Annotated in this window: 27 protein-coding genes and 1 tRNA gene; 12 read left to right on the top strand and 16 right to left on the bottom strand. The window is 62.6% G+C overall.

Features of this window, described 5'->3' with window-relative positions; genetic code table 11:
• Positions 1 to 116: 116 nt before the first annotated feature.
• The 8 genes from ychF to DCO48_RS02875 all read right to left on the bottom strand — a co-directional run bounded on the left by ychF (position 117) and on the right by DCO48_RS02875 (position 6,934).
• Positions 117 to 1,217, bottom strand: a complete 1,101-nt coding sequence (gene ychF / locus DCO48_RS02910) for a redox-regulated ATPase YchF (protein WP_116549115.1) — start codon at positions 1,215 to 1,217, stop codon at positions 117 to 119.
• Positions 1,218 to 1,238: 21 nt separating this feature from the next.
• Positions 1,239 to 1,823, bottom strand: a complete 585-nt coding sequence (gene pth / locus DCO48_RS02905; RefSeq protein WP_116549114.1) for an aminoacyl-tRNA hydrolase — start codon at positions 1,821 to 1,823, stop codon at positions 1,239 to 1,241.
• Positions 1,824 to 1,901: 78 nt separating this feature from the next.
• Complete coding sequence (locus DCO48_RS02900; RefSeq protein ID WP_116549113.1) at positions 1,902 to 2,501, bottom strand: 50S ribosomal protein L25/general stress protein Ctc; 600 nt, start codon at positions 2,499 to 2,501, stop codon at positions 1,902 to 1,904.
• Between the two features lie 138 nt (positions 2,502 to 2,639).
• The gene (locus DCO48_RS02895; protein ID WP_009405962.1) at positions 2,640 to 3,581 is read right to left on the bottom strand and encodes a ribose-phosphate pyrophosphokinase; all 942 of its coding nucleotides are present in this window, start codon (positions 3,579 to 3,581) and stop codon (positions 2,640 to 2,642) included.
• A 48-nt stretch (positions 3,582 to 3,629) separates the two neighbouring features.
• Positions 3,630 to 3,704 (bottom strand) — tRNA-Gln (locus DCO48_RS02890).
• 34 nt (positions 3,705 to 3,738) lie between these two features.
• Complete coding sequence (ispE, locus tag DCO48_RS02885) at positions 3,739 to 4,584, bottom strand: 4-(cytidine 5'-diphospho)-2-C-methyl-D-erythritol kinase (RefSeq protein ID WP_116549112.1); 846 nt, start codon at positions 4,582 to 4,584, stop codon at positions 3,739 to 3,741.
• Position 4,585: 1 nt separating this feature from the next.
• Positions 4,586 to 5,203 (bottom strand): lipoprotein insertase outer membrane protein LolB, encoded by a 618-nt coding sequence (gene lolB / locus DCO48_RS02880; RefSeq protein WP_116549111.1) that lies wholly within the window; start codon positions 5,201 to 5,203, stop codon positions 4,586 to 4,588.
• A gap of 3 nt (positions 5,204 to 5,206) precedes the next feature.
• Positions 5,207 to 6,934, bottom strand: coding sequence for a tetratricopeptide repeat protein (locus DCO48_RS02875; protein ID WP_116549110.1), 1,728 nt, complete (start codon positions 6,932 to 6,934; stop codon positions 5,207 to 5,209).
• Between the two features lie 176 nt (positions 6,935 to 7,110).
• Here DCO48_RS02875 and hemA point away from each other — a divergent pair, with 176 nt between their 5' ends.
• The 6 genes from hemA to DCO48_RS02845 all read left to right on the top strand — a co-directional run bounded on the left by hemA (position 7,111) and on the right by DCO48_RS02845 (position 12,470).
• Entirely contained in the window at positions 7,111 to 8,388 is a 1,278-nt protein-coding gene (gene hemA, locus DCO48_RS02870) for a glutamyl-tRNA reductase (protein ID WP_116549109.1), read from the top strand.
• Entirely contained in the window at positions 8,385 to 9,467 is a 1,083-nt protein-coding gene (gene prfA, locus DCO48_RS02865; protein WP_116549108.1) for a peptide chain release factor 1, read from the top strand. The genes hemA and prfA overlap by 4 nt, the downstream gene beginning before the upstream one ends.
• Positions 9,468 to 10,298 carry a peptide chain release factor N(5)-glutamine methyltransferase gene (gene prmC / locus DCO48_RS02860; protein WP_116549107.1) on the top strand — a complete coding sequence of 277 codons (831 nt, stop codon included), beginning with the start codon at positions 9,468 to 9,470 and terminating at the stop codon, positions 10,296 to 10,298.
• A complete protein-coding gene (locus DCO48_RS02855) occupies positions 10,292 to 11,047 on the top strand; it encodes a molybdopterin-synthase adenylyltransferase MoeB (protein ID WP_116549106.1) in 756 nt (251 codons plus the stop codon). The genes prmC and DCO48_RS02855 overlap by 7 nt, the downstream gene beginning before the upstream one ends.
• Complete coding sequence (gene murI / locus DCO48_RS02850; protein ID WP_116549105.1) at positions 11,040 to 11,837, top strand: glutamate racemase; 798 nt, start codon at positions 11,040 to 11,042, stop codon at positions 11,835 to 11,837. Before DCO48_RS02855 ends, murI begins: the two co-directional genes overlap by 8 nt.
• Before the next feature lie 114 nt (positions 11,838 to 11,951).
• A complete protein-coding gene (locus DCO48_RS02845; protein WP_116549104.1) occupies positions 11,952 to 12,470 on the top strand; it encodes an acyloxyacyl hydrolase in 519 nt (172 codons plus the stop codon).
• A gap of 44 nt (positions 12,471 to 12,514) precedes the next feature.
• On the opposite strand, the gene DCO48_RS02840 is transcribed toward DCO48_RS02845, so the two are convergent.
• The 5 genes from DCO48_RS02840 to DCO48_RS02820 all read right to left on the bottom strand — a co-directional run bounded on the left by DCO48_RS02840 (position 12,515) and on the right by DCO48_RS02820 (position 17,581).
• Positions 12,515 to 13,219: an SDR family oxidoreductase gene (locus DCO48_RS02840; RefSeq protein WP_116549103.1), complete on the bottom strand. Its 705-nt coding sequence runs from the start codon at positions 13,217 to 13,219 to the stop codon at positions 12,515 to 12,517.
• Entirely contained in the window at positions 13,200 to 14,651 is a 1,452-nt protein-coding gene (phrB, locus tag DCO48_RS02835) for a deoxyribodipyrimidine photo-lyase (protein ID WP_116549102.1), read from the bottom strand. The genes DCO48_RS02840 and phrB overlap by 20 nt, the downstream gene beginning before the upstream one ends.
• A gap of 19 nt (positions 14,652 to 14,670) precedes the next feature.
• Positions 14,671 to 15,537 carry a MerR family transcriptional regulator gene (locus DCO48_RS02830; protein ID WP_116549101.1) on the bottom strand — a complete coding sequence of 289 codons (867 nt, stop codon included), beginning with the start codon at positions 15,535 to 15,537 and terminating at the stop codon, positions 14,671 to 14,673.
• A complete protein-coding gene (locus DCO48_RS02825) occupies positions 15,527 to 16,483 on the bottom strand; it encodes a DUF523 and DUF1722 domain-containing protein (RefSeq protein ID WP_116549100.1) in 957 nt (318 codons plus the stop codon). The genes DCO48_RS02830 and DCO48_RS02825 overlap by 11 nt, the downstream gene beginning before the upstream one ends.
• Positions 16,484 to 16,594: 111 nt before the next feature.
• Entirely contained in the window at positions 16,595 to 17,581 is a 987-nt protein-coding gene (locus DCO48_RS02820; protein ID WP_116549099.1) for an NAD(P)/FAD-dependent oxidoreductase, read from the bottom strand.
• Between the two features lie 185 nt (positions 17,582 to 17,766).
• On the opposite strand from DCO48_RS02820, the gene DCO48_RS02815 reads away from it, so the two are divergent.
• Together DCO48_RS02815 and hemH are read left to right on the top strand one after the other, a co-directional pair.
• Positions 17,767 to 18,669 (top strand): TIGR01777 family oxidoreductase, encoded by a 903-nt coding sequence (locus DCO48_RS02815; RefSeq protein ID WP_116549098.1) that lies wholly within the window; start codon positions 17,767 to 17,769, stop codon positions 18,667 to 18,669.
• Positions 18,670 to 18,681: 12 nt separating this feature from the next.
• Positions 18,682 to 19,695: a ferrochelatase gene (gene hemH / locus DCO48_RS02810; protein ID WP_116549097.1), complete on the top strand. Its 1,014-nt coding sequence runs from the start codon at positions 18,682 to 18,684 to the stop codon at positions 19,693 to 19,695.
• Between the two features lie 79 nt (positions 19,696 to 19,774).
• Here hemH and DCO48_RS02805 read toward each other — a convergent pair whose 3' ends face one another.
• Both DCO48_RS02805 and upp read right to left on the bottom strand, forming a co-directional pair.
• On the bottom strand, positions 19,775 to 21,049 hold the full coding sequence (locus tag DCO48_RS02805) for a uracil-xanthine permease family protein (protein ID WP_116549096.1): 1,275 nt from the start codon (positions 21,047 to 21,049) through the stop codon (positions 19,775 to 19,777).
• A gap of 2 nt (positions 21,050 to 21,051) precedes the next feature.
• Entirely contained in the window at positions 21,052 to 21,690 is a 639-nt protein-coding gene (gene upp / locus DCO48_RS02800) for a uracil phosphoribosyltransferase (protein WP_116549095.1), read from the bottom strand.
• A gap of 164 nt (positions 21,691 to 21,854) precedes the next feature.
• Here upp and DCO48_RS02795 point away from each other — a divergent pair, with 164 nt between their 5' ends.
• The 4 genes from DCO48_RS02795 (at position 21,855) to DCO48_RS02780 (ending at position 23,772) form a co-directional block, all read left to right on the top strand.
• Positions 21,855 to 22,412, top strand: coding sequence for a hypoxanthine-guanine phosphoribosyltransferase (locus tag DCO48_RS02795; protein WP_116549094.1), 558 nt, complete (start codon positions 21,855 to 21,857; stop codon positions 22,410 to 22,412).
• A 6-nt stretch (positions 22,413 to 22,418) separates the two neighbouring features.
• Positions 22,419 to 22,892: a WbuC family cupin fold metalloprotein gene (locus tag DCO48_RS02790; RefSeq protein ID WP_116549093.1), complete on the top strand. Its 474-nt coding sequence runs from the start codon at positions 22,419 to 22,421 to the stop codon at positions 22,890 to 22,892.
• 50 nt (positions 22,893 to 22,942) lie between these two features.
• Entirely contained in the window at positions 22,943 to 23,413 is a 471-nt protein-coding gene (locus DCO48_RS02785) for a hypothetical protein (RefSeq protein WP_116549092.1), read from the top strand.
• Between the two features lie 71 nt (positions 23,414 to 23,484).
• On the top strand, positions 23,485 to 23,772 hold the full coding sequence (locus DCO48_RS02780) for a PA4642 family protein (RefSeq protein ID WP_116549091.1): 288 nt from the start codon (positions 23,485 to 23,487) through the stop codon (positions 23,770 to 23,772).
• Positions 23,773 to 23,825: 53 nt separating this feature from the next.
• Here DCO48_RS02780 and mqo read toward each other — a convergent pair whose 3' ends face one another.
• Complete coding sequence (gene mqo / locus DCO48_RS02775) at positions 23,826 to 25,331, bottom strand: malate dehydrogenase (quinone) (RefSeq protein WP_116549090.1); 1,506 nt, start codon at positions 25,329 to 25,331, stop codon at positions 23,826 to 23,828.
• Positions 25,332 to 25,665 lie beyond the last annotated feature (334 nt).

The following is a 25,665-nucleotide window of genomic DNA, read 5'->3' as shown; positions in this document are numbered from 1 at the left end:
CGGTGTTTTTACCACGCAGCATGGCCGCGCCGCAACCGACAAAAGAAAACCCCTTGAGGCGGCACTCCTCAAGGGGTTTCAGGTTCATCAACACCCGGCAGGGGCTGAAGGGCGGTTTAGACGTTGAAGCGGAAGTGCATCACGTCGCCGTCTTTGACGATGTAATCCTTGCCTTCCAGGCGCCATTTACCGGCTTCCTTGGCACCGCCTTCACCCTTGTACTGGATGAAATCGTCATACGCGACCACTTCGGCGCGAATGAAGCCTTTCTCGAAGTCGGTGTGGATAACCCCGGCCGCTTGCGGCGCGGTGGCGCCAACGCGCACGGTCCAGGCGCGCACTTCCTGCACACCGGCAGTGAAGTAGGTTTGCAGGTTGAGCAGCGAGTAACCGGCGCGGATCACCCGGTTCAGGCCCGGCTCTTCGAGGCCCAGGGCTTCGAGGAACATGTCCTTCTCTTCGCCGTCGTCCAGCTCGGCGATCTCGGCCTCGATCTTGTTGCACACCGGCACCACGATCGCACCTTCTTCCTCGGCAATGGCCTTGACCACGTCCAGGTGAGGGTTGTTCTCGAAGCCGTCTTCGGCAACGTTGGCGATGTACATCACCGGCTTGCTGGTCAGCAGGTGGAAGCCACGCACCAGTGCCTTCTCGTCGTCGGCCATGTGCTTCATCAGGCTGCGCGCTGGCTTGCCTTCGGTGAAGTGCGGGATCAGTTTTTCGAGGATGGCTTTCTGCGCCAGGGCATCCTTGTCGCCGCCCTTGGCGTTACGCGCCACCTTCTGCAGTTGCTTCTCGCAGCTGTCGAGGTCGGCGAAGATCAGCTCCAGGTCGATGATCTCGATGTCGCGCTTGGGGTCGACGCTGTTGGAGACGTGAATCACGTTCTCATCTTCGAAGCAGCGGACCACGTGGGCGATGGCATCGGTTTCACGGATGTTGGCCAGGAACTTGTTGCCCAGGCCTTCGCCTTTCGATGCGCCGGCAACCAGGCCGGCGATGTCGACGAATTCCATGGTGGTCGGCAGGATCTTGTTCGGCTTGACGATCGCAGCCAGGGCATCGAGGCGCGGATCAGGCATCGGCACGATGCCGCTGTTCGGCTCGATGGTGCAGAAGGGGAAGTTCTCCGCTGCGATACCGGACTTGGTCAAGGCGTTGAACAGGGTGGACTTGCCGACGTTGGGCAGGCCGACGATGCCGCAATTGAATCCCATGGTGAATCCCTCTTCGTGGAGTCAGGCCTTTTGGCTGTGCAGCTCTCTCATCGCACGCGTCCAATCGCCGGCGAGGATGTCCGGCAGCACGCCGAGGGCAAAATCGATACTGGCGTCCAGCTTCTCCTGCTCGGCGCGCGGCGCCTTGCCCAGGACGAAACCGGAGACCTTGCTGCTGTCACCCGGGTGGCCAATGCCAAGCCGCAGACGGTGAAAGTTATTCTGGTTGCCGAGCTGGGCGATGATGTCGCGCAGCCCGTTGTGCCCACCATGGCCACCGCCCAGCTTGAGCTTGGCGACGCCGGGCGGCAGGTCGAGTTCGTCGTGGGCCACCAGAATGGCTTCCGGCTTGATTCGGAAGAAATTCGCCAGAGCCGCCACGGACTGGCCGCTACGGTTCATGTAGGTGGTCGGGATCAACAGACGAACATCGTTGCCCTGATGGCTGAATTTTGCCGTCAGGCCGAAATATTTGCGGTCAGCCGTCAAGGAGACGCGCTGGGTGCTGGCAATGCGTTCTACGAAAAGAGCCCCTGCGTTATGCCGGGTCTGTTCGTATTCGGGGCCGGGGTTTCCCAGGCCGACGATCAGTTGGATGGCGGTCACGTCAGGGGCTCTTCCTTGGAGTTGTGGGCCACAGCGCAGTGCACTGTGGCCCGGGCAACGCCGGCGTGCTGAGTAGGATTACTCGGCAGCGCCTTCTGCAGCTTCTGGAGCAACGCGCGGTGCGTGAACGTTGGCAACAGCCAGGTCGTTACCGTGAGCCAGGGCTACGAACTCAACGCCTTTAGGCGCTTTCAGGTCCGACAGGTGAACGATCGCGCCGACTTCGGCGTTAGCCAGGTCAACTTCGATGAACTCTGGCAGGTCCTTGGCTTCGCAGGAAACTTCGATCTCGTTCACAACGTGGGAGATCTCGCCGCCTTTCTTGACCGGCGCTTCTTCGTTGATGAAGTGAACCGGTACTTTAGCGGTCAGTTTCTGGCCAGCAACAACGCGCACGAAGTCAGCGTGCATGATGAATTGCTTGGCAGGGTGACGCTGCATGGCTTTAACAACGACGTTTTCTTTGACGCCGTCGATGTTCAGCTCGATAACGTGGCTGAAAGCCGCTTCGTTTTCGAACAGCTTGGCCACTTCTTTAGCCAGCATGGTGATCGATGCAGGCTCTTTGTCGCCACCGTAGACAACGGCAGGGACTTGGGCGGCGAGACGACGCAGGCGGCGGCTCGCACCTTTCCCCAGGTCGGTACGCGCTTGGGCGTTCAGGATGAAATCAGTCATTTTGTATCTCCAAAATAGCCAGCACCCGCAGGCGTTTGCGACCAGCGCCATACGGGGTGGGCAAAAAAGCCCCGCCCCAACAGCGGGTGTTGGGGCGGGGCGCTTTTCGTCAACTCAAGGCTCGCCGGGGCAGGGCCCTTAGCGGAACATCGCGCTGATCGATTCTTCGTTGCTGATGCGGCGAACCGCTTCAGCCACTACCGGTGCGATATCCAGTTGACGGATACGGTCACAGGCTTGTGCGGCAGCGGACAGCGGAATGGTGTTGGTCACCACCAGCTCGTCCAGCACGGAATTTTCGATATTCTCGATCGCCCGACCCGAAAGGACAGGGTGCGTGCAGTAGGCGTAAACCTTGGCAGCGCCGTGTTCTTTCAGGGCCTTGGCCGCGTGGCACAGGGTGCCAGCGGTGTCGACCATGTCGTCGACGAGAATACACGTACGTCCTTCGACGTCGCCGATGATGTGCATCACTTCGGAGTGATTAGCCTTCTCGCGGCGTTTGTCGATAATACCCAGATCGACACCCAGGGACTTGGCAACAGCACGTGCACGCACGACGCCGCCGATGTCCGGGGACACGATCATGAGGTTTTCGAAACGCTGGTCTTCGATGTCATCCACCAGAACGGGGGAGCCGTAGATGTTATCTACCGGAATATCGAAGAAACCCTGGATCTGGTCAGCGTGCAGGTCGACGGTGAGAACACGGTCGATACCAACGACGGTGAGCATGTCAGCAACCACTTTGGCGCTGATAGCAACACGCGCCGAACGCGGACGGCGATCCTGGCGGGCATATCCGAAGTAAGGAATCACGGCAGTGATTCGAGACGCTGAGGAGCGGCGGAAGGCATCGGCCATCACAACCAGTTCCATCAGATTATCGTTGGTTGGCGCGCAAGTCGGCTGAATGATAAAGACGTCCTTACCACGGACGTTTTCATTAATCTCAGTGCTGATTTCGCCGTCGGAGAACTTGCCGACAGAAACATCACCCAGTGGGATATGCAGCTGACGTACGACACGCCGAGCCAGATCGGGGTTAGCGTTCCCCGTAAAGACCATCATCTTGGACACGCGCAGTACCTGAAGGCTGAGGGTATACCTGGATGAGTATAAGGAAAATGGCAGGGGCGGCTGGATTCGAACCAACGCATGGCAGGATCAAAACCTGCTGCCTTACCGCTTGGCGACGCCCCTGTATCTGTTGCTGCGAGCACCTTGTACTCGGCTCCTAGAGCAGTTTTTGTAACGAGCGATGCAACATCGAAACGTTGCTTCCCTTTGCTACAAACCCTGTTTGGGTCTCTGTAAGAAGGGCCAGAACTTTATCAGCTTCAGCTTTGCTTGGGAAGGCCCCAAACACACAACTTCCAGTGCCGGTGAGTCTAGCTTCTGTATATTTGCTTAGCAAATTCAGTGAGTTACGTACTTCTGGGTAACTCTGCTCAACTACCGCTTGACAGTCGTTACGACTGTTTCCCTTGGGAACGGGGCGCATCTTAATGGGCAAGGAATCACGTGTCAACTCTGGGTGCGAAAAAATTTCTGCTGTGCTGACAGCCACTTGCGGCACCAGTACGACGTACCACGGTTCTTCCGGATCCACCGGGGTGAGGATCTCGCCCACACCCTCGGCGAAGGCGGCGTGACCGCGAACGAACACCGGCACGTCGGCGCCCAAGCTCAAGCCCAGTGTCGCCAACTGGTCTTCGCTGCAGTTCAGTTGCCAGAGATGGTTGAGGCCGAGCAGGGTAGTGGCTGCGTCGGAGCTGCCGCCGCCAATGCCGCCGCCCATGGGCAGGACCTTTTTCAGCCAGATGTCCGCACCCAGCGGGCAACTGCCGAGGGCCTGCAACTTGCGGGCAGCCTTGACGATCAGGTTGCTCTCGTGGGGGACGTTGTCCAGCGTGCTGTGCAGGCGGATCTCGCCGTCTTCGCGCACGGCAAAGCTCAGCTCGTCGCCGTGTTCGAGGAATTGGAACAGTGTCTGCAACTCGTGATAGCCGTCGGCGCGGCGGCCAAGGATATGCAGCATCAGGTTGAGTTTGGCCGGTGCCGGCAGGGTCAGGCGGGTCATCTCAGTGCCCCAGCTGGCGTGGTTGCCAGTCCTTGACTACCAGCGTCACATCGAGCTTTTGCCCATGCAGCTTGATCCGCTCGGGCAGCCAGTAGCCGTTCTGTTCGGTGTAGCTCAGGTACTGCACGTCCCAGCCATCCTGCTTCAGCTGGGCCAGGCGGCTGTCGCTGTCCAGGGTCAGTTGGCTCTTGCTGTCCGGGGCCGGCAGGCCGCGCACCCACCAGACCAGGTGCGACACCGGCAATTCCCAGCCCAGTTGCTCGGCCAGCAGGGCCTCGGGGTTTTGCGCTTCGAAGCGGCCCTGGTTGGCCACTTCCAGTACCACCTGGCCCGGGCGCCCGGTCAGCCGCGCAGCGCCACGCCCGAGTGGACCGGACAGGCGAATGTCGTAGTAGTCCTGGCGCTGCAGCCAGAACAGTGTGCCGCTGCCCGAGTCGCTCGGCGCGCGGATGCCGACCTTGCCGTTGATCTGCCAGCCGTCAAGGGTGCTCAACTGCTGTTTATGGGCTCGCCAGCCTTGCTGGTTGCCTTCGCCCTGGAGGGCTTCACGTTGGCCGAAGCCGGCGCAGCCGGCCAGCAGGGCGATCAGGGTAAAGGTGATGCAATGGCGCAAAAACATGGCTTATAGAGTCTCGGATCCGGTCAGGCGCAGGAGGGTCTTGCGCACGATAGGGCTGTCGGGCTGGCTCTCGAAGGACTTGGCCCAGACCTGGCGCGCCTCGCGGCGCTTGCCGTTGGCCCAGAGCACTTCGCCGAAATGGGCGCCCACTTCATGGTCGGGGAAGCGCTCGAAGGCCCGGCGCAGCAGGCGTTCGGCTTCGTCGAGGTTGCCCAGGCGATAGTTGACCCAGCCGAGGCTGTCGAGCACGGCCGGGTCGTCCGGGTTCAGTTGGTGGGCCTTCTCGATGAACCCCTTGGCTTCGGCATAGCGGCTGGTGCGGTCGGCGAGGGTGTAACCCAGGGCGTTCAGGGCCATGGCGTTTTCCGGCTCGCGACTGAGGATGCTGCGCAGGTCCTTCTCCATTTGCCCAAGGTCGCCGCGCTTCTCGGCGAGCATGGCGCGGGTATATAGAAGGTTGAGGTCGTCCGGGTACTGCTTGATTGCCTGTTGCAATACCCGCGTGGCCTGGGCGTCCTTGTCGTTATTGCCGAGGCTCTCGGCTTCGATCAGGTATAGCTGGATCGCATAGTCGGGCTGGTTTTCGCGGGCTTCGGCCAGGCGTCGGGAGGCTTCGCTGGCCCGTCCATTGGCGATCAGGATGTCGGCCTGGCGCAGTTGCGCCGGCAGGTAGTCGTTGCCCGGGCCGACCTGGGCGTACTCGCGCAGGGCACCTTCGGGGTCGTTGCGCTCTTCGCGGATGCGGCCCAGGTTAAGGTGCGCGGCATCGACATGGCTGTCGCGGGCGATCAGCTCTTCGAGGTAGTTGCTGGCCTCGTCGAGCGCCTTGGCTTCGAGGCTCACCAGCGCCAGCGAGTAGCGCAGTTCGTCGTCTTCCGGGTACTGCTGGAGCAGTTCGGCGAACACGGTCTTGGCGTCTTCGACGCGGTCCTGCTCCACCAGCATGCGCGCGTAGGTCAGGCGCAGGCGTTTGTCGTCGGGGTAGCGGGCGATGGTCTTGCGCAGCAGCGGCAGGGCTTCCGGGCCGCGCTCCAGGGTTTGCAGCAGGCGCGCCTGGAGCAGCACCGGGGCGATCTCGCCGGCTTGCGGCGGATGCTCTTCGAGCAGCCGCAGGGCTTGTTCCGAGTCGCCGTCCTGTTGCAGCAGCAGGGCCTTGCCGAAGATCAGCTGACCGTTGTCCGGGTATTTGAGCAACAGGCGGTCGAAGCTTTTTTGCAGGCCGTCACGGGTTTCCTGGTCGGTTTCTGCCGCCGACAGCGCGAGGAAGTCGAAATGCGTGTCGCCCTGGCCCTGGAGGACCTTTTCCATGTACACCATGGCGTCGTCATAGCGCCCGGCGCGAGCCAGCTGAATCGCCGAAGCGCGCTGTGCGTCGAGGCTTTCCGGGTCGTTTCTGGCCCATAGCAGCGCCGACTCCAGTGCTGCCTGGTCGGCGCCCAGGTACTCGGCAATGCGGAAGGCGCGTTCGGAGATCCCGGCGTCCTGGGTTTTTTCCGCCTGGGCCATGTAGTTGTCCAGAGCGATATCGAAGCGATTGCGCTGCCCCGCCAGTTCAGCGGTCAGCAGGCTGTACACCGTGTCCTGACTGAACGAACCGTAGACGATCGGCTTGGCCTCGACGGCCGCAGGGGCGTCATCGGCGGGCGCCGTACGGTCACGGGCGTCCGGGCTCAGGGACTGGCAGCCCTGGAGCAGGGCAAAGGCGAGAAACAACGCGGAAGATCTATTCATATAAGGGATTTGAGCGACTAACCTGCGGTCGGGTCATCATGACACAAGCGCCATGGCAAACCCATGGTTGATGGGCCTTTTGGATACAGACTATAGAGACAATAACGAGCGGTGGTTGTTCTCTATCCGGCGAAGTAGGACAATTATCGGCTTCACGTCACAATCAGCGACCTTGAATGGCCTTTCTTGCCCTCGGTATCAACCATAAGACTGCCTCGGTAGACGTACGCGAGCGCGTGGCGTTTACCCCTGAGCAGCTGGTGGAAGCCTTGCAGCAGCTCTGCCGACTGACGTCCAGCCGCGAAGCTGCAATCCTTTCGACCTGCAACCGCAGCGAACTGTACATCGAGCAGGACCAGCTGGCGGCCGATGCGGTCCTTGCCTGGCTGGCCGACTATCACCGGCTGAGCCTCGATGAACTGCGTGCCAGTGCCTACATCCACGAAGACGACGCGGCCGTGCGGCACATGATGCGAGTGGCCTCCGGGCTCGACTCGCTGGTGCTCGGCGAGCCACAGATCCTCGGCCAGATGAAGTCGGCGTATGCCGTGGCCCGCGAGGCGGGCACGGTCGGGCCACTGCTCGGGCGCCTGTTCCAGGCGACCTTCAGTGCTGCCAAGCAGGTGCGCACCGACACGGCCATCGGCGAAAACCCGGTGTCGGTGGCTTTCGCCGCCGTGAGCCTGGCCAAGCAGATCTTCAGCGACCTGGGGCGTAGCCAGGCGTTGCTGATTGGCGCCGGCGAGACCATCACCCTGGTCGCTCGCCACCTGCACGACCAGGGGGTACGGCGCATCGTGGTGGCCAACCGGACGCTGGAGCGGGCAAGCATTCTTGCCGAGCAGTTCGGCGCCCATGCCGTGCTGCTAGCCGATATTCCGCAGGAGCTGGTCAACAGCGACATCGTCATCAGTTCCACCGCCAGCCAGTTGCCGATCCTGGGCAAAGGCGCGGTGGAAAGTGCGCTGAAGCAGCGCCGGCACAAGCCGATCTTCATGGTCGACATCGCCGTGCCGCGCGACATCGAGCCGCAGGTCGGCGAGCTGGACGACGTTTACCTGTATACCGTCGACGACCTGCACGATGTGGTCGCGGAAAACCTCAAGAGCCGCCAGGGGGCCGCCCAGGCGGCCGAAGAGCTGGTCAGCGCCGGCGCCGAAGATTTCATGCTGCGCCTGCGCGAGCTGGCCGCGGTGGATGTGCTCAAGGCCTACCGCCAGCAAAGCGAGCGCCTGCGCGACGAAGAACTGCAAAAGGCCCAGCGTCTGCTGGCCAACGGTGGCAATGCCGAAGACGTGCTGGTCCAACTGGCGCGCGGCCTGACCAACAAGCTGCTGCATGCGCCGAGCGTGCAACTGAAAAAGCTCTCTGCCGAAGGCCGCCTCGATGCGCTGGCCATGGCCCAGGAACTCTTTGCCCTCAACGAGGGCTCCACGGATAAATCCCCGCAATGAAAGCGTCGCTGCTGAACAAACTGGACACGCTCCAGGACCGCTTCGAGGAACTGACTGCCCTGCTCGGCGATGCCGAGGTCATTTCCGACCAGACCCGCTTCCGGGCCTACTCGCGCGAATACGCCGAAGTGGAACCGGTCGCAGTTGCCTATGCGCAGTGGCGCAAAGTGCAGGACGATCTTGAAGGTGCCCAGGCGCTGCTCAAGGACAGCGACCCGGACCTGCGCGAAATGGCCGTGGAAGAAGTCCGCGAAGCCAAGGAGCAGATCGCTGCGCTGGAAGACCAGCTGCAACGCATGCTGCTGCCCAAAGACCCCAACGACGGCCGTAACGTGTTCCTCGAAATCCGCGCCGGCACTGGTGGCGACGAGGCGGCGATCTTCTCCGGCGACCTGTTCCGCATGTACTCGCGCTACGCCGAGAAGCGCGGCTGGCGTCTGGAGATTCTTTCCGAGAACGAAGGCGAGCACGGCGGCTACAAGGAAATCATTGCCCGCGTCGAAGGCGAGTATGTCTACGGCAAGCTGAAGTTCGAATCCGGCGCCCACCGCGTGCAGCGCGTGCCGGAAACCGAATCCCAGGGGCGCATCCACACTTCGGCGTGTACGGTGGCGGTGCTGCCCGAGCCGGACGAGCAGGTGGCCATCGAGATCAACCCGGCCGACCTGCGCGTGGACACCTACCGCGCTTCCGGTGCCGGCGGTCAGCACGTGAACAAGACCGACTCGGCCATCCGCATCACCCACTTGCCCACCGGCATCGTGGTCGAGTGCCAGGAAGAGCGTTCCCAGCACAAGAACCGCGCGCGGGCGATGTCCTGGCTGTCGGCCAAGCTCAACGACATGCAGACCAGCGCCGCACAGAACGCGATTGCCAGCGAGCGCAAGCTGCTGGTCGGTTCGGGCGACCGCTCGGAGCGGATCCGTACCTACAACTATCCACAGGGGCGGGTGACCGATCACCGCATCAACCTGACCCTGTATTCCCTGGACGACGTGCTGGCCGGTGGTGTCGACGCGGTGATCGAACCGCTGTTGGCCGAGTACCAGGCCGATCAACTGGCTGCACTGGGTGAGTAAATGACGATTATTGCCAGCCTGCTTCGCGGCGCACAGCTGCCGGACTCACCGACCGCGCGCCTGGATATCGAACTGCTGCTGGCTGCGGCCATCGGCAAGTCGCGCAGTTACCTGCACACCTGGCCCGAGCGCATCGTTACCAGCGAGGCGGCGAACACCTTCGCCGGCTACCTGCAACGGCGCCTGGCCGGGGAGCCGGTGGCCTACATCCTTGGTCAGCAGGGGTTCTGGAACCTCGACCTGGAAGTGGCGCCGCATACCCTGATCCCGCGCCCGGATACCGAACTGCTGGTGGAAACTGCGCTGGCCCTGCTGCCAAGCACCCCGGCCCGGGTGCTCGACCTCGGCACCGGCACCGGCGCCATCGCCCTGGCCCTGGCCAGCGAACGCCGCGAGTGGCGTGTTACCGCCGTGGATCGCGTGCTGGAAGCGGTGGCCCTGGCCGAGCGCAATCGCCAGCGTTTGCAGTTGGACAACGTCAGCGTGCTCAACAGCCACTGGTTCAGTGCGCTGGATGGCCAGCAGTTCGAGCTGATCGTCAGCAATCCGCCATACATCGCCGCCGAAGACCCGCACCTGGTGGCCGGCGACGTGCGCTTCGAGCCAAGCAGTGCGCTGGTGGCCGGTGCCGATGGCCTCGACGACCTGCGCCAGATCATCGCCAAGGCCGCCCAGCATCTGGTGCCCGCTGGCTGGTTGCTGCTCGAACACGGCTATGATCAGTCGGCTGCGGTGCGCGAGCTGCTTGCCCAGCATGACTTCGAACAGATCGAAAGCCGCCTTGACCTTGGCGGTCATGAACGCATCACCTTGGGGCGCTTGACGTGTTGAGCGATCAGGAACTGCTGCGCTACAGCCGCCAGGTGCTGTTGGCGCAGATCGACATCGATGGGCAACTGCGCCTCAAGCAAGGCCGCGCGCTGATCATCGGTCTGGGCGGGCTCGGCTCGCCGGTGGCGCTGTACCTGGCCGCCGCCGGGGTTGGCGAGTTGCACCTGGCAGACTTCGATACCGTCGACCTGACCAACCTGCAGCGCCAGATCATCCACGACACGGCCTCGCTGGGCCTGAGCAAGGTCGACTCGGCGCTGGCGCGGTTGCAGGCGATCAACCCGGACATCAGCCTGGTCGCACACCGCCAGGCGCTGGACGAGGATTCGCTGGCTGCCGCCGTTGCCGCAGTGGACGTGGTGCTCGACTGCTCGGACAACTTCGCCACCCGTGAGGCGGTGAACGCCGCCTGCGTGGCGGCCAACAGGCCATTGGTCAGCGGCGCGGCGATCCGCCTCGAAGGGCAGCTGTCGGTGTTCGACCCGCGACGCCCGGACAGCCCGTGCTACCACTGCCTGTACGGGCATGGCAGCGATGCCGAGCTGACCTGCAGCGAGGCAGGCGTGGTCGGCCCGCTGGTGGGCCTGGTGGGCAGCCTGCAGGCGCTGGAAGCGCTGAAGCTGCTGGCCGGCTTCGGCGAACCGCTGGTTGGCCGACTGCTGCTGGTGGACGCGCTGAGCACGCGCTTCCGTGAACTGCGGGTCAAGCGCGATCCGGGCTGCACGGTGTGTGGGCAGCGTCATGCCTGAGCCGGCAGCGCCGATCGGCGTGTTCGATTCGGGGGTTGGCGGGCTGTCGGTGCTGGCGGAAGTCGCCCGGCTATTGCCCGGCGAGTCGCTGCTGTATGTGGCCGATTGCGGCCATATCCCCTATGGCGAGAAAACTCCGGCGTTTATCCGCCAGCGCTGCCGTATCGTCGCCGAATTCTTCCGCGCCCAGGGCGCCAAGGCCATGGTCCTGGCCTGCAACACGGCAACCGTCGCCGCTGTCGCCGACCTGCGTGAGCAGTACCCCGAGTGGCCGCTGGTGGGCATGGAACCGGCGGTCAAGCCGGCTGCCGCCGCTACCCGCAGTGGCGTGGTCGGTGTGCTGGCCACCACCGGCACGCTGCAAAGCGCCAAGTTCGCCGCCTTGCTCGACCGCTTCGCCAACGATGTGCGGGTGATTACCCAGCCGTGCCCGGGGCTGGTCGAATTGATCGAGGCCGGCGACCTCGACAGCCCGGCCCTGCGCCAACTGCTGCGGGGCTACGTCGAGCCGCTGCTGGCCGCCGGCTGCGACACGCTGATTCTGGGCTGCACGCATTATCCCTTCCTCAAGCCGTTACTCGCCGAAATGGTCCCGGCCAGCGTTGCCATCATCGATACCGGCGCTGCAGTGGCCCGTCAGCTCAAGCGCTTGCTGGCCGAGCGCGGGCTGTTGGCACAGGGCCCGGCGCAACCGGCGCAGTTCTGGACCAGCGCCAGTCCCGAGCACCTAAGAAATATCCTTCCTTTGTTGTGGAATAAATCGGACAGTGTGCAAAGCTTCGGCAGGTGAAAAAAGCGTGAAAAAAGCGCAAAAGCTTGCTGAACCAATCGGTTGTCAGCGATTTCTACTACCTTGTCTGATGAGACAAAAACCAAAAAATTTGTAAGAAAAGGGATGTTTCTCATGAAGAAACTGCTTGGCTTAGCTGCGCTTGCAGCTGTCGTACTGGGGCAATCCTTTACTGCGCAGGCCGCAGATGTTTCCTTCTCCGTCGGCCAGACCGGTGATTCCACCATGGTCTACCGCCTGGGCCTGCAATCGAACTGGGATGCCAGCTGGTGGCAAACCAGCGTCGGCCGTCTGACTGGCTATTGGGATGGAGCCTACACCTATTGGGACGGTGACAAGACCGCGAGTAACAATAGCCTGTCGTTTGCACCGGTATTCGTCTACGAATTCGCCGGCGAGTCGGTCAAACCCTTTATCGAGGCAGGGATTGGGGTGGCGGCCTTCTCCAGCACCGAACTGGAAAGCAACAAGCTGGGCTCCTCGTTCCAGTTCGAAGACCGAATCGGTTTCGGCCTGCGCTTCGGCGGCGGGCATGAGCTCGGTATTCGCGCCATCCATTACTCCAACGCGGGGCTGCAAACACCGAACGACGGTGTTGAAGCCTATTCGTTGAACTATCGCTTGGCGCTTTAAGCCCAAACGGCCGAGCCCTGCGCAGGCAGGGTTCGCGCTGCCGATCAGTGGCGCAGTGGCCAGAGGCTTTGTTGCTCCAGGGTTTCCAGCACCAGGTTGTGCGGTGATTGCGCCAGGCGCGCCAGAATAGCCTGGGCGGCGTCCTCGGCAGTCCATACCTGCGGCAGCGCGTGGGCCGAGGTGATCGGGTTCTTCAGCGTTTGTGGGGCCACCAGGGTCAACTCGATACCCAGGCTCTGCAAGGTTTTACGGGCCTCGTCAAACAGCTTCGGCAAGCTGTTTGCCGGTTTTTGCGGTTGGCTTGGCTCGTACAGCTGCACAGCGGTATAGCGGCTGAGGATGGCCACGACCCGTGGTTGCCGACCTTCCTTCAACAGGTGAGCGGCACAATTCAGGCAGTTCGCCGAGGCGAAGATGTTGCTTTCGATCAGCGATTCGAACAGCGACTGGTTGATCTGCTGCTCGCTCAGGTAGTCGCCGCTGCCGGCGTTGATAATCAGCAAATCGACCGCGGGCCAGCGTTGCTCCACGCTCCTGCAGGCGCTGCTCGCCTGTTCGCTGTCGCTAAGGTTTTGCGTCAGCAACTGCAACTGATGCGGGTACTGCTCGATCAATTGCGCGTGATTGGGGAGCACGCGCCCGCTCAAGGTCACTTCGCAACCCTGTTCGAGTAGTTGGATCGCCAGGGCCAGGCTGAGGCCCTCGCTGGCGCCGGTTATCCAAATGCGTTTAGGGGCGTCGATATTCAACGGTTTCTACTTCTAAAGGATTGCGTTTGGGTAAGTGTTTGAACGCATCGATTGCGCGCTGTCGACTGCTGCTCAAGTCTATGATCGCCCGTGGATAGCCGTCTACTGTAAATAGCCCACCTGGCTGGTGAATTGCTTTGTTATCGAGTGCGTTTAATTCGGGCAACCAGCGGCGTAGAAAATGCCCATCGCGGTCGAACCGCTCGGACTGGCTGACGGGATTGAAAATACGGAAATACGGTGCCGCGTCCGTGCCGGTCGATGCACTCCACTGCCAGCCGCCATTGTTGGCGGCCAGATCCCCGTCGATCAGGTGACGCATGAAGAAGCGTTCGCCCTCACGCCAGTCGATCAGCAGGTTCTTGGTCAGGAACATCGCCACCACCATGCGCAGGCGGTTGTGCATCCAGCCGGTGCTCAGTAACTGGCGCATGGCTGCGTCGACGATCGGGATGCCCGTCTTGCCTTGTTGCCAGGCCAGCAGGTCTTGTGGGGCGTCGCGCCAGGGCAGTGCTTCGGTTTCCGGGCGGAACGCGCGGTGACGCGAGACCTGTGGATAGCCCACCAGGATGTGCTTGTAGAACTCGCGCCAGAGCAGCTCGTTGATCCAGGTGACCACACCGGGTTTGCCGCTGGCGAACTCGCCGTGGTTACTGAACAGCGCCGCGTGCAGGCACTGGCGCGGTGACAGTACACCCGCCGCCAGGTACGGCGACAGTTGGCTGGTGCCGGCGACATCGGGCAGGTCGCGCTGCTGCAGATAGTCCTCGACGGCCTCATCGATAAAGCGCGTCAGCCGCTCGTGGGCTTCGGCTTCGCCGGCCGGCCAGAGATCGCGCAAGGCCTGGGCAGGCGTGTCGAAGCCGGGTACCGTGCGCGGAACCTGGTCCGCCACCACCGGCAACGGCTGTTGCACGGTCGGCGCACGCACCCGTTGCGGCGGACCGTAGTGCAGGCGGTCGTAGCAGACCTTGCGGAACTGGCTGAACACCTGGAAGTACCCGCCAGTGCGGGTAAGAATACTGCCGGGTTTGAACAGCAACTGGTCGAGGTAGCTGTGTACGTCGATGCCGGCAGCGTTCAGTTCGGCCTGTACCCTGGCGTCGCGCTGCTGCTCGTTGATGCCGTATTCTTCGTTCAGGTGCACGGCCTGCACGCCGTGCTCGCGGCACAGCTGCAGCAGTGCCTGCGGTGCGTCGTCCCAGTGCTCGGCGCGACGGATCAGCAGAGGAATGTTCAGCGCCGCCAGCTGATGCGACAGGGTGTCGAGGTTGCGCAGCCAGAAGTCGACCTTGTTTGGTGAGTCGTCATGCTGCAGCCATTGGGCCGGGCTGAGCAGCCATACGGCGAGGGTTGGCCCGCGTTCGCAGGCGGCGGCGAGGGCGGTGTTGTCGTGAATGCGCAGGTCGCTGCGCAACCAGATCAGTTGCATGGCTGGGTTCCGTCGAAAGTCATGAGGACAGCAGGTGTCGCGCGGCCGACAGCGGCGAGTCGAACAGCGTCAGGTCATGGCTGGCCAGCGCCTTGCCGTACAGGCTGACCGCACTGCCGAATACCAACTTTGGTCCACCGATGAGGGCCAGCCCGCTTTGCAGTTCGGCGCTATCGGCGGCGGCATTCAGGCTGACCAGTACCGCATCGGCGCTCAGCCCCTCGACGGCAAAGGCCAGCTCGCGTGCCGGGATCGGCCAGTCGAAGACTTCCACCGCGCGGCCGCTATCGCTCAACAGCCAGGCGCATAGCCACAACTGGGCATCGAACGGCAGGTTCGAGCCATTGAGCAGCAGGGCCGGCGCGCCACTGAGCTGGCGGTTGTTGTGGTACACGCGCCCGCCGAGTTTGCTGCGCAACCAGGAATGGAAGAACACCCGCTCCATGCGCGCGGCCGGGTGGCCGTGCCAGCGCGTGTCGAGCTGGTTCAGCAGCGGCAGGAACAGCTGCTCGCATAGTGTGGTGGCCGGGTACAGCGCCATTACCTGGTTAATCAGTTGATCCAGGCGGCGCTCGGCCAACTGCTCGAGGCATTCGATCAGCCGCAGCCGCAGCGCGTGCCAGTCATCGTCGGGGGCGCTGTCGGCCACGGGGGGGGGACTGTCGAGCAGCGGCTTGACCTGACCCACCGCGACGCCGCGGTTGAGCCAGTGGAGGATCTGCTGAATGCGCTGCACATGCTCGTTGGCATACAACCGATGGCCCTTGCTGGTGCGGTGCGGCACGATCAGGCCATAGCGCCGCTCCCAGGCGCGCAGCGTGACCGGGTTGACCCCGGTCAGCCGGGTGACTTCGCGGATTGGCAGTAGCGGCGGCTCAGATGGCATTGCGCAGGCTCAGGTTTTCCGGGTGCGGCTGCAGGTAAACCTGCTGCAGCAGGTAGGGATCAGGGTGATGGCGCAGGTGATGCTTGAGCAGGGTCAGGGGCACCACCAGTGGCACGATACCGGCCCGGTATTGTGCGATCAGTGTCTGAATTTCCTCTTTGTCCTGCTGGCAAAGCAGGTCGCGCAGGTAGCCGCTCAGGTGGAGCAGCACATTGCAGTGGGTGCCGCGGTTGGCGCAGCGGGTCAGGGCCTGCATCAACTGGCTGAAGTAGCGCGGGCCGACTTCTTCCGGGTCATCCTCGCGGCGCAGGCTGCCGAGCAGCTTGCCGAGCACCTTGTACTGATGCGGATTGTGCGCCATCAGCTGGTATTTGTAGCGGGAATGGAAGGCGATCAGGGCATGGCGGCTGAGGCCGCCGGCGCGCAATTTTTGCCAGTCGGCGTAGGCGTATACGCGGGTGAGGAAGTTTTCCCGCAGGACCGGGTCACACAGCCGCCCTTCTTCTTCCACCGGCAGGTCCGGATGCAGTTCACAGAAGCGTGCGGCGTACAGGCCGCGGCCGCCTTCGCGGGCCGGGTAACCGTTGTCCTGATAGACCTTGACCCGTTCCAGGCCACACGACGGCGACTTCTGCATGAAGATGTAGCCACAGATGCCTTGCAACTCGGTGGCCATCTGCGTTGCGTAGTCGCCGAGCGCGGTGGAAACGTCCAGCGCGGGGTCACGACTGCCAACGGCACGCGGCGCTTGCGGGTCGCCGACCAGGCGAATGGCCGCCCGTGGGATACCCAGGCCGATAGCCACTTCGGGGCAAACGCTGAGCAGTTCGAAATGCTCGGCCAGTACCTCGCTGCACAAACGTGACAGCTTATGCCCGCCGTTGAAGCGGACTTCTTCGCCGACGAGGCAGGCGCTGATTGCGATACGCGGTTTGGGATGGGCCATGGGCTGCTCGACTGAAATCTATACAAACAAAGAACCTTGTACAGCATTGTTTATCATAGAGAACAAGCTGTACAAGTCAAACTGTCTGTATAACTTTTTCGTGTTGCCGGGCTACTCCAGGTGTTCGAGCAGTCGCCGGGCGGCTTCCTGGCCGCTGAGCCAGGCGCCTTCGACGCGCCCGGACAGGCACCAGTCGCCGCAGGCGTACAGGCCCAGGTCGGCGTCGGCGAGGGTGCCCCATTCATGGCTGCCTGCCGGGCGCGCGTACAGCCAGCGATGGGCAAGCGAAAAACTCGGCGCCGGCACTGCGCAGCCAACCAGTTCGGCAAAGTCGCCGAGCAGGGCTTGGATCACCGCTTCCTTGCTCAGGTCGATGTGCGTTTTGCTCCACTGCGAGGTGGCGTGCAGCACCCAGGTGTCGAGGTGCTCGTCACGCCCCGGTTTGCTGCGGTTGCGCGCTACCCAGTCCAGTGCACTGCCCTGCACGAAGCAGCCCTGCATGGGGGTTTCCAGGGTTTTCTCAAAGCCCAGGGCGATGGCCCAGGTCGGCTCCATCTGTACCCCGGCAGCAGCGGCGGCAAGCTTTGGTGCCGCCGCCAGCAACTGGGTGGCTTGCGGCGCCGGCACAGCGATGATCACCCGGCTGAACGGGCCATGGCTGCAACCGTCGGTATCCTGCAGGTGCCAGTAATGTTGCCCGCGATAAACCTCGGCGATCCGGCAACTGAAGTTCACCGTAACGTCCTTGAGCAGGCCGCGGGTGATCGCGCTCATGCGCGGCACACCTACCCAGCGGGTCTGCTCATCAGGGGAAGGGCTGAGCTGACCTTCGCGGTAGTTGTACAGCTGCGGCTTCCACTCAGCGACCCAGCCTTCGTCCTGCCAGTGCTGCACCTGCTCGACAAAGCGCCGGTCACGGGCGGTGAAATACTGCGCGCCAAGATCGAGCGCGCCGGCCTCGCTGCGTTTGCTGGCCATGCGTCCACCGCTGCCATGGCCCTTGTCGAACAGGCGTACATCCTTGCCTGCATTTTTCAGGGCCTGGGCGGCGGACAGGCCGGCGATGCCGGCACCGATGATGGCAATAGGTACTGTCATGATGGCCTCTTCGAACGTGGATGACTCAGCCTACGCTGCTGGGCAAACCTGTACAATGCAGAAATTATGTATAAGATTATTCCGCTCGCCAAGAAAGGTTGGCCTATGTTTATCCGAGAGTGATCGATCAAAAAAGTGCCTTGCTCTTAAAAATAGACCAGGGTGCGCGAAGTGAGGACACGGCCATGCATATATTGCTGACAGGCGGTACTGGCTTGATCGGACAACAACTCTGCCGCTTGTGGCTTGACCATGGCCATCAGGTGAGTGTCTGGAGTCGACGTCCGGAACAGGTTGGCAGGATTTGCGGAGCTGGCGTGCGCGGTGTGGCGGAGCTGGAAGCGCTCGACGCGCAGCCACTGGACGCCGTCGTGAACCTGGCCGGTGCGCCGATTGCCGACCGACCGTGGACGGCGTCGCGCCGGGCGCTGCTGTGGGGCAGCCGGATCACCCTCACCGAGCAGTTGCTGGCGTGGCTGGAGCGGCGCACGCAGCGCCCGGCGGTGCTGATCTCCGGTTCGGCGGTGGGCTGGTATGGCGATGGCGGCGAGCGCGAGCTCAGCGAGGCATCGCAGCCGGTGAAAGAAGATTTTGCCAGTCAGCTGTGTATCGCTTGGGAAGAAACCGCGATGGCCGCGCAGGCGCTTGGCATTCGGGTCGTGCTGCTGCGTACGGGCCTGGTGTTGTCGAGCGAGGGCGGCTTTTTGTCGCGCCTGCGCCTGCCATTCAAACTGGGTCTGGGCGGCCCGTTGGGCGATGGCCGGCAGTGGATGCCATGGATTCATATCGACGACGAAGTCGCCCTGATCGATTTTCTCTTGCAGCGCGAAGACGCCAGCGGTCCTTATAATGCCTGCGCCCCGGAGCCGGTGCGCAACCGCGAGTTTGCCAAGCGCCTGGGCCGTACCTTGCGTCGTCCGGCGTTGTTGCCGGTGCCGGCACTGCTGTTGAAGGCCGGGCTTGGCGAGTTATCGACCTTGCTGCTGGGCGGCCAGCGGGCGCGTCCGGTACGCGCGCTGGCGGCAGGTTTCAGGTTCCATTTCAACGATGTGCAATCGGCGCTGGACGACTTGTCCCGACGCCTCTGAAAAGGATGTTGCATGACCGATCATGCTTTGTTGCTGGTCAACCTCGGTTCGCCGGCCTCCACCTCTGTCGCCGATGTGCGTCGTTACCTCAACCAGTTCCTGATGGACCCTTACGTCATCGACCTGCCTTGGCCGGTACGGCGGCTGCTGGTGTCGCTGATCCTGATCCAGCGGCCGCAGCAGTCGGCCCATGCTTATGCCTCGATCTGGTGGGAGGACGGCTCGCCGCTGGTGGTGCTGACCAAGCGCTTGCAGGCAGCGATGCGCGAGCAATGGGTGCATGGCCCGGTGGAGATCGCCATGCGCTATGGCGAGCCGTCGTTGCCGACCGTGCTGCAACGCCTGGCGCAGCAGGGCGTGCGCAAGGTAACCCTGGCGCCGCTGTATCCGCAGTTTGCCGACAGCACGGTGACCACGGTGGTCGAGCAGGCCCGCCAGGTGCTCGCCGAGCACGCGTTGGCCCTGGAACTGGCAGTGCTGCAGCCGTTCTACCAGCAGCCGGAGTACATCGATGCCCTGGTGGCCAGTGCCGAGCCGTACCTGCAGCAGGACTACGACCACTTGCTGCTGAGCTTCCATGGCTTGCCGGAGGGCCACCTGAAGAAGTTCGATCGCGCCGGCACGCATGATTTCCGGGCGGCCGATTGCTGCAAGGACGCCTCGCCCGAGATGCAGGCACGGTGTTACCGCGGTCAGTGCCTGCGCACGGCGCAGCTGTTTGCGCAGCAGATGGGCATTCCCGATGGCAAGTGGTCGGTATCGTTCCAGTCGCGCCTGGGCAAGGCAAAATGGATCGAACCCTACACCGAAACGCGGCTCGACGAGCTGGCCAAGGCCGGGGTGAAGAAGCTGCTGGTGATGTGCCCGGCGTTCGTTGCCGATTGCATCGAGACGCTGGAGGAGATCGGCGATCGCGGGCGTGAGCAGTTTGTCGAGGCGGGCGGCGAGGAACTGGTGCTGGTGCCGTGCCTGAACGATCATCCGCAATGGGTGCGGGCGTTGAATAGGTTGTGCGAGAAGGCCTGAAACAGCCGTAGAAACACCTTATGAGCCTGTGGGCGCCGGCAATGCCGGCTCCCACAGGGGCTGATCAGTGCCTTTCAGTTCAAGGCAACTGATCGTCCAGCTTCTTGTTCTTCCAGCCGTCATTGCCCGGCAGCAACAGGTTCAGGGCAATCGCTACCACCGCGCACAGCGCGATGCCTTTCAGGCCCCAGTCGTCCGGGCCAGTGCCGGTGCCGATCAGCACGCCACCAATACCGAACACCAGGGTCACCGACACGATCACCAGGTTGCGCGCTTCGCTCAGGTCGATCTTGTGGCGGATCATGGTGTTCATGCCCACCGCCGCAATCGAGCCGAACAGCAGGCAGAGGATACCGCCCATTACCGGCACCGGAATGCTCTGCAGTAACGCGCCGAACTTGCCGATGAAGGCCAGGGTGATGGCAAAGACCGCCGCCCAGGTCATGATCTTCGGGTTGTAGTTCTTGGTCAGCATCACCGCGCCGGTCACTTCGGCGTAGGTGGTGTTGGGCGGGCCGCCGAACAGGCCGGCGGTGGTGGTGGCGATGCCGTCACCCAGCAGCGTGCGGTGCAGCCCGGGCTTTTTCAGGTAGTCGCGACCGGTCACGCTGCCGACCGCAATCACCCCGCCGATATGCTCGATCGCCGGCGCCAGGGCGACCGGAACGATGAACAGGATCGCCTGCCAGTTGAATGCCGGCGCGGTGAAGTGCGGCAGCGCCAGCCACGGAGCAGCGGCGATCTTGGCGGTGTCGACCACGCCAAAGTAGAACGACAGGGCAAAGCCGACCAGCACCCCGGCAATGATCGGCACCAGGCGGAAGATGCCCTTGCCGAACACCGCCACGATCAGGGTGGTCAGCAGCGCCGGCATCGAGATCATCATCGCCGTGCTGTACGGCAGCAGCTCAGCGCCATCGCCGGCCTTGCCCATGGCCATGTTCGCGGCAATCGGCGCCATGGCCAGGCCGATGGAGATGATCACCGGGCCGATCACCACTGGCGGCAGCAGGCGGTCGATGAAGCCGGTGCCTTTGATCTTCACGGCCAGGCCGAGGAAGGTATAGACAAAGCCGGCCGCCATCACCCCGCCCATGGTTTCGGCGAGGCCGAACTGACCCTTGGCGAGGATGATCGGGGTAATGAAGGCGAAGCTCGACGCCAGGAATACCGGCACCTGCCGCCCGGTAACCAGCTGGAACAGCAGAGTCCCCAGGCCCGCGGTGAACAGCGCAACGTTGGGGTCGAGGCCGGTAATCAGCGGCATCAGTACCAGCGCGCCGAATGCCACGAAGAGCATCTGCGCGCCGGAGACGACCTGGCGCCAGAGCGGGTCGTTGAACTCGTCCTGCATGCTCAGGCGTCCTTCTGCTTGGTGCCGAAGATCTTGTCGCCGGCATCGCCCAGGCCCGGGATGATGTAGCCGTGTTCGTTCAGGCACTGGTCGATCGAGGCGGTGTAGATGTCCACGTCCGGGTGCGCGCTCTGGACCACGTTGATGCCTTCGGGCGCAGCCACCAGGACCATCGCGCGGATGTCCTTGCAGCCGGCTTTCTTCAGCAGGTCGATGGTCGCGACCATCGAGGCGCCGGTGGCCAGCATCGGGTCGATGATCAGCGCCAGGCGCTCGTCGATTTCCGGGGCGAGTTTTTCCAGGTAGGTGTGCGCCTCAAGGGTTTCCTCGTTGCGGGCAACGCCCACGGCGCTGACCTTGGCGCCCGGAATCAGGCTGAGCACGCCTTCGAGCATGCCGATGCCGGCACGCAGGATCGGTACCACGGTAATCTTCTTGCCGGCGATTTTTTCGACCTGGACCTTGCCGCACCAGCCATCGATTTCATAGCTTTCCAGCGGCAGGTCTTTGGTCGCTTCATAGGTCAGGAGCGTGCCGACTTCCTGGGCGAGCTCGCGAAAATTCTTGGTGCTGATATCGGCGCGGCGCATGAGGCCGAGCTTGTGACGGATCAGCGGATGGCGGATCTCACGGGTAGGCATAGGGGATGGCTCCGAAAGCGGGCAAAAAAACCGCGCTAGATTAATCTATTCAGCGGTGCGTGTCCTATAGGCATACAGGACGTTAGTCCAGAAATGCTTGATCTGGGGCGCCCGGATGCGTACCTTTGCCCGCTTTTCTTATTTGCAGCCCCCTGGAGAGCGCCATGTCCGCTGATCTCGAGCACATCCGTCAAGTCATGCGAGAGGCTGACTGCCTGTACACCGAAGCCGAAGTCGAAGCGGCCATTGCCCGTGTCGGTGCGCAGATCAGCGAAACACTGGCGGACAGCAACCCGGTGGTGTTCTGCGTGATGAACGGCGGCCTGATCTTCGCCGGCAAACTGCTCACGCATCTGCAGTTCCCGCTGGAAGCGTCCTACCTGCACGCGACCCGTTATCGCAATCAGACCAGCGGTGGCGACCTGTTCTGGAAAGCCAAGCCGGAAGTCTCGTTCATCGACCGCGACGTACTGATCATCGATGACATTCTTGACGAGGGTCATACCCTCAGCGCGATCATCGACTTCTGCCGTCACGCCGGCGCCCGCGCCGTGCATACGGCGGTGCTGATCGACAAGGACCATGACCGCAAGGCCAGCCCGGACCTGAAAGCCAACTATGTTGGCCTGCCGTGCGTTGATCGTTACATCTTCGGTTATGGTATGGATTACAAAGGCTACTGGCGTAATGCCAATGGCATCTTCGCGGTCAAAGGACTCTGACTTAAAATGCGCCAACCAGGTTTTCTCGATCAATCGTTGTTTACCGCGTTGGCGCAAAAAGCCGAAGCCAGCCCGCGTCGGCGCCAGCATCACAATTTCCATGAAATGGAAGAGCCGTGCCACCGCATGGCGGTTGGGTTGCAGCCGACTACCTACATTCCTCCGCACCGTCATCTGTCGGACGACAAGGCCGAATGCCTGATCGTGCTGAGGGGGGCACTGGGCCTGTTGATCTTCGATGAGCAAGGTGCAGTGATCGACAAGCGAGTGATGGTTGCAGGGGGCGAGTGCCTGGGTGTTGATCTGGCACCGGGCACCTTCCATGGCCTGGTGGTGCTGGAAGCGGACAGCATCATGTTCGAGTGCAAGTCCGGGCCGTACCGGCCTGTCGGTGAAGGCGAACTGGCCAGCTGGGCGCCACGCGAAGGCGAGCCGGGTGTCGCCGAGTACCAGGCCTGGATGCGCGCGCAGTTCGACTGAAGCCCCCAACGTTCGTGCTAGAGTGCCAGGCTGCCCCCAAGGAGCCTGTCATGCGCGCCATTCTTCCTCTTCTGCTGGTGCTCAGCCTGCCGGTTTCGGCGGCGCCGCTGCACAGCCAGTTTCTCCCGCCCGACGACCAGAGCCTGCGTCAGGAAACCCCCGAAGCCCAGCAATTGCTGCAAGTCACCGACTATTCGGTGGTGGTCGGTAACCAGCGCCAGTCCAATCAGCAGCCAATCCCGATCACCGCGCCGCTGATCGTGCGCCTCAAAGGCAAGCCGCTGAACAAAGGCGCCAGCATCAGCCGGGTGTTGATCAACTTCGACGGCGAAGCCGGCAAAAGCCTGAAAAAGCCCGCCTTCGACAGCAAGACCCGTACCCTGACCCTGAACTACCCGGTCGCCCAGTACCGGATCATTCTCGACCTGTTGCGCAACGACACCCTCTACGTGCAGTTTCTCAGTTACCCCAACGGCCATATCTGGGCCGACCTGCACACCGGAACCCTACGGGCGCGTTGAGCCGCTGCACTGCCGGGGGGTACACTGCCGACCCGTGAAAAATGTCCGTGATGGTTCAGCTGGAGTCGGTAATGCGTAAAGACAAGAAGCAAGTGATTGGCGATGAAATCAGCGACGACTACATCAAGTCGTTCCTGCAGTTCGAACCGGCAGATGCTGCCTCGCCATCCCAGCACAAACTGATCAAGGCCTATCGCGGCCTGCGCATCGACGACTTCGAGCGCTTTGTCGGCTTCTTCGTCGAAGCCGGCTATGACGTCGATGGCAAGGATGCGAACGGCCAGACCTTCGCCGAGGTGATCCAGGACCAGCGCAACGCGCCGGAGTACCTCGCGATCATCGCCAACGCTCGCGGCTGATTTGCCCCGCGCAAAAAAAACGCCCCGAGGGGCGTTTTTTTATGGCTGCCGGATCACGCGTAGCTTTGCGCCGGGCTGTTCTCGACCAGGCCCAGGGCCTCGTCGTTGTAGGCGCTGATCTTGTGATACAGCGTGGCGTCGCTGGCCAGGACCTGTTCCCGAGCCGGGAAGATTTCCTTGAGCTTGGCCGCCCAGGCGCCCTTGGCCTGCTCGGGGAAGCAGCGCTCGATCAGTTCGAGCATGATCGAGACGGTCACCGAAGCACCCGGCGAAGCGCCGAGCAGGGCGGCGAGGCTGCCGTCCTTGGCTGCAACCAGTTCGGTACCGAACTGCAGGATGCCGCCTTTTTTCGGGTCTTTCTTGATGATCTGCACGCGCTGACCGGCCACTTCCAGGCGCCAGTCTTCTGCCTTGGCCTGCGGGTAGAAGCGCCGCAGCGAGTCCAGGCGCTGTTCCATCGACTGCATCACTTCGCTGACCAGGTACTTGGTCAGGTCCATGTTGTCGCGGGCGACGGCCAGCATCGGGCCGATGTTGCTCATGCGTACCGACAGCGGCAGGTCGAGGAACGAGCCGTGCTTGAGGAACTTGGTGGTGAAGCCGGCGTACGGGCCGAACAGCAGCGAGGTCTTGCCGTCGACGACACGGGTGTCCAGGTGTGGCACGGACATCGGTGGCGAGCCAACCGCTGCCTGGCTGTAGACCTTGGCCTGGTGCTGCTTGACCACTTCCGGGTTGTCGCAACGCAGCCACTGGCCGCTGACCGGGAAGCCGCCGAAGCCCTTGCTCTCTTCGATACCCGACAGTTGCAGCAGCGGCAGGGCCGCGCCACCGGCGCCGAGGAACACGAAGCGGGCGTCGACTTCACGGCTGCCGCCGCTGTTCACGTCCTTGATGCTGACGGTCCAGCCGCTGCCGTTACGGCGCAGGCCGGTGACCTTCTTGCAGTACTTGACCTGTGCATCCTGGGTATTGCCCAGGTGCTTGAGCAACTTGTTGGTCAGTGCGCCGAAGTTGACGTCGGTGCCTTTCATCACGCGGGTGGCGGCGATCTGCTGGTCGGCTGGGCGACCTGGCATCATCAACGGCATCCACTGATTCATCACGGTCTTGTCTTCGGTGTACTCCATCTCGGCGAAGGCGTGATGCTGCTTGAGCAGTTCGAAGCGCTTCTTCAGGAAGGACACACCCTTGTCGCCCTCGACATAGCTCAGGTGCGGCACGGGGTTGATGAACGCCCGTGGCGAGCTGAAAGCGCCTTTTTTGCTCAGGTAGGCCCAGAACTGCCGTGAGACCTCGAACTGGGTGTTGATGTGCACCGCTTTCTTGATGTCGATGCTGCCGTCGGCGGCCTGAGGCGTGTAGTTCAGTTCACACAGCCCGGCGTGGCCGGTACCCGCGTTGTTCCACGGGTTGGAACTTTCCGCGGCACCCGAATCCATCAACTCGACGACTTCCAGCTTCAGGGCCGGGTCGAGTTCCTTGAGCAGGACCGCCAGGGTGGCACTCATGATGCCTGCCCCTACCAGTACCACATCGACTGTTTCGTTCTGCGCCATTAACGCGTCTCCAAAATCTTCAGCACCAAATTGACAGCATAGGATTCCTGGCTTGGCCAGGATCGCCATGTCCGATACTTCGCAGTTTTTCCAACTTCAGCGGACACCGCCAACCGGGCTTTGCGTTGCCATATGAACGCATTTTACAGCCGGTGCGGCAATTCGACTTATGGTCAAGGTGTCCGTCGTGCGTTATGGATCGGCCTTAGGCACCCATCGACGATGAGCGCTGTTGCCAGCTGTACGGGGCTGTTCGGGACACTGTTGGTGCTGTTGCACATGCCAGACTGTTCATTGCTCGCCACACTCTCGTGAAGTTGTGAAAACCCGTTTT

The organism is Pseudomonas sp. SDI (assembly GCF_003105155.1).
Classification (GTDB): Bacteria; Pseudomonadota; Gammaproteobacteria; order Pseudomonadales; family Pseudomonadaceae; genus Aquipseudomonas.
This window is presented reverse-complemented; position numbering and strand designations above follow the sequence as displayed.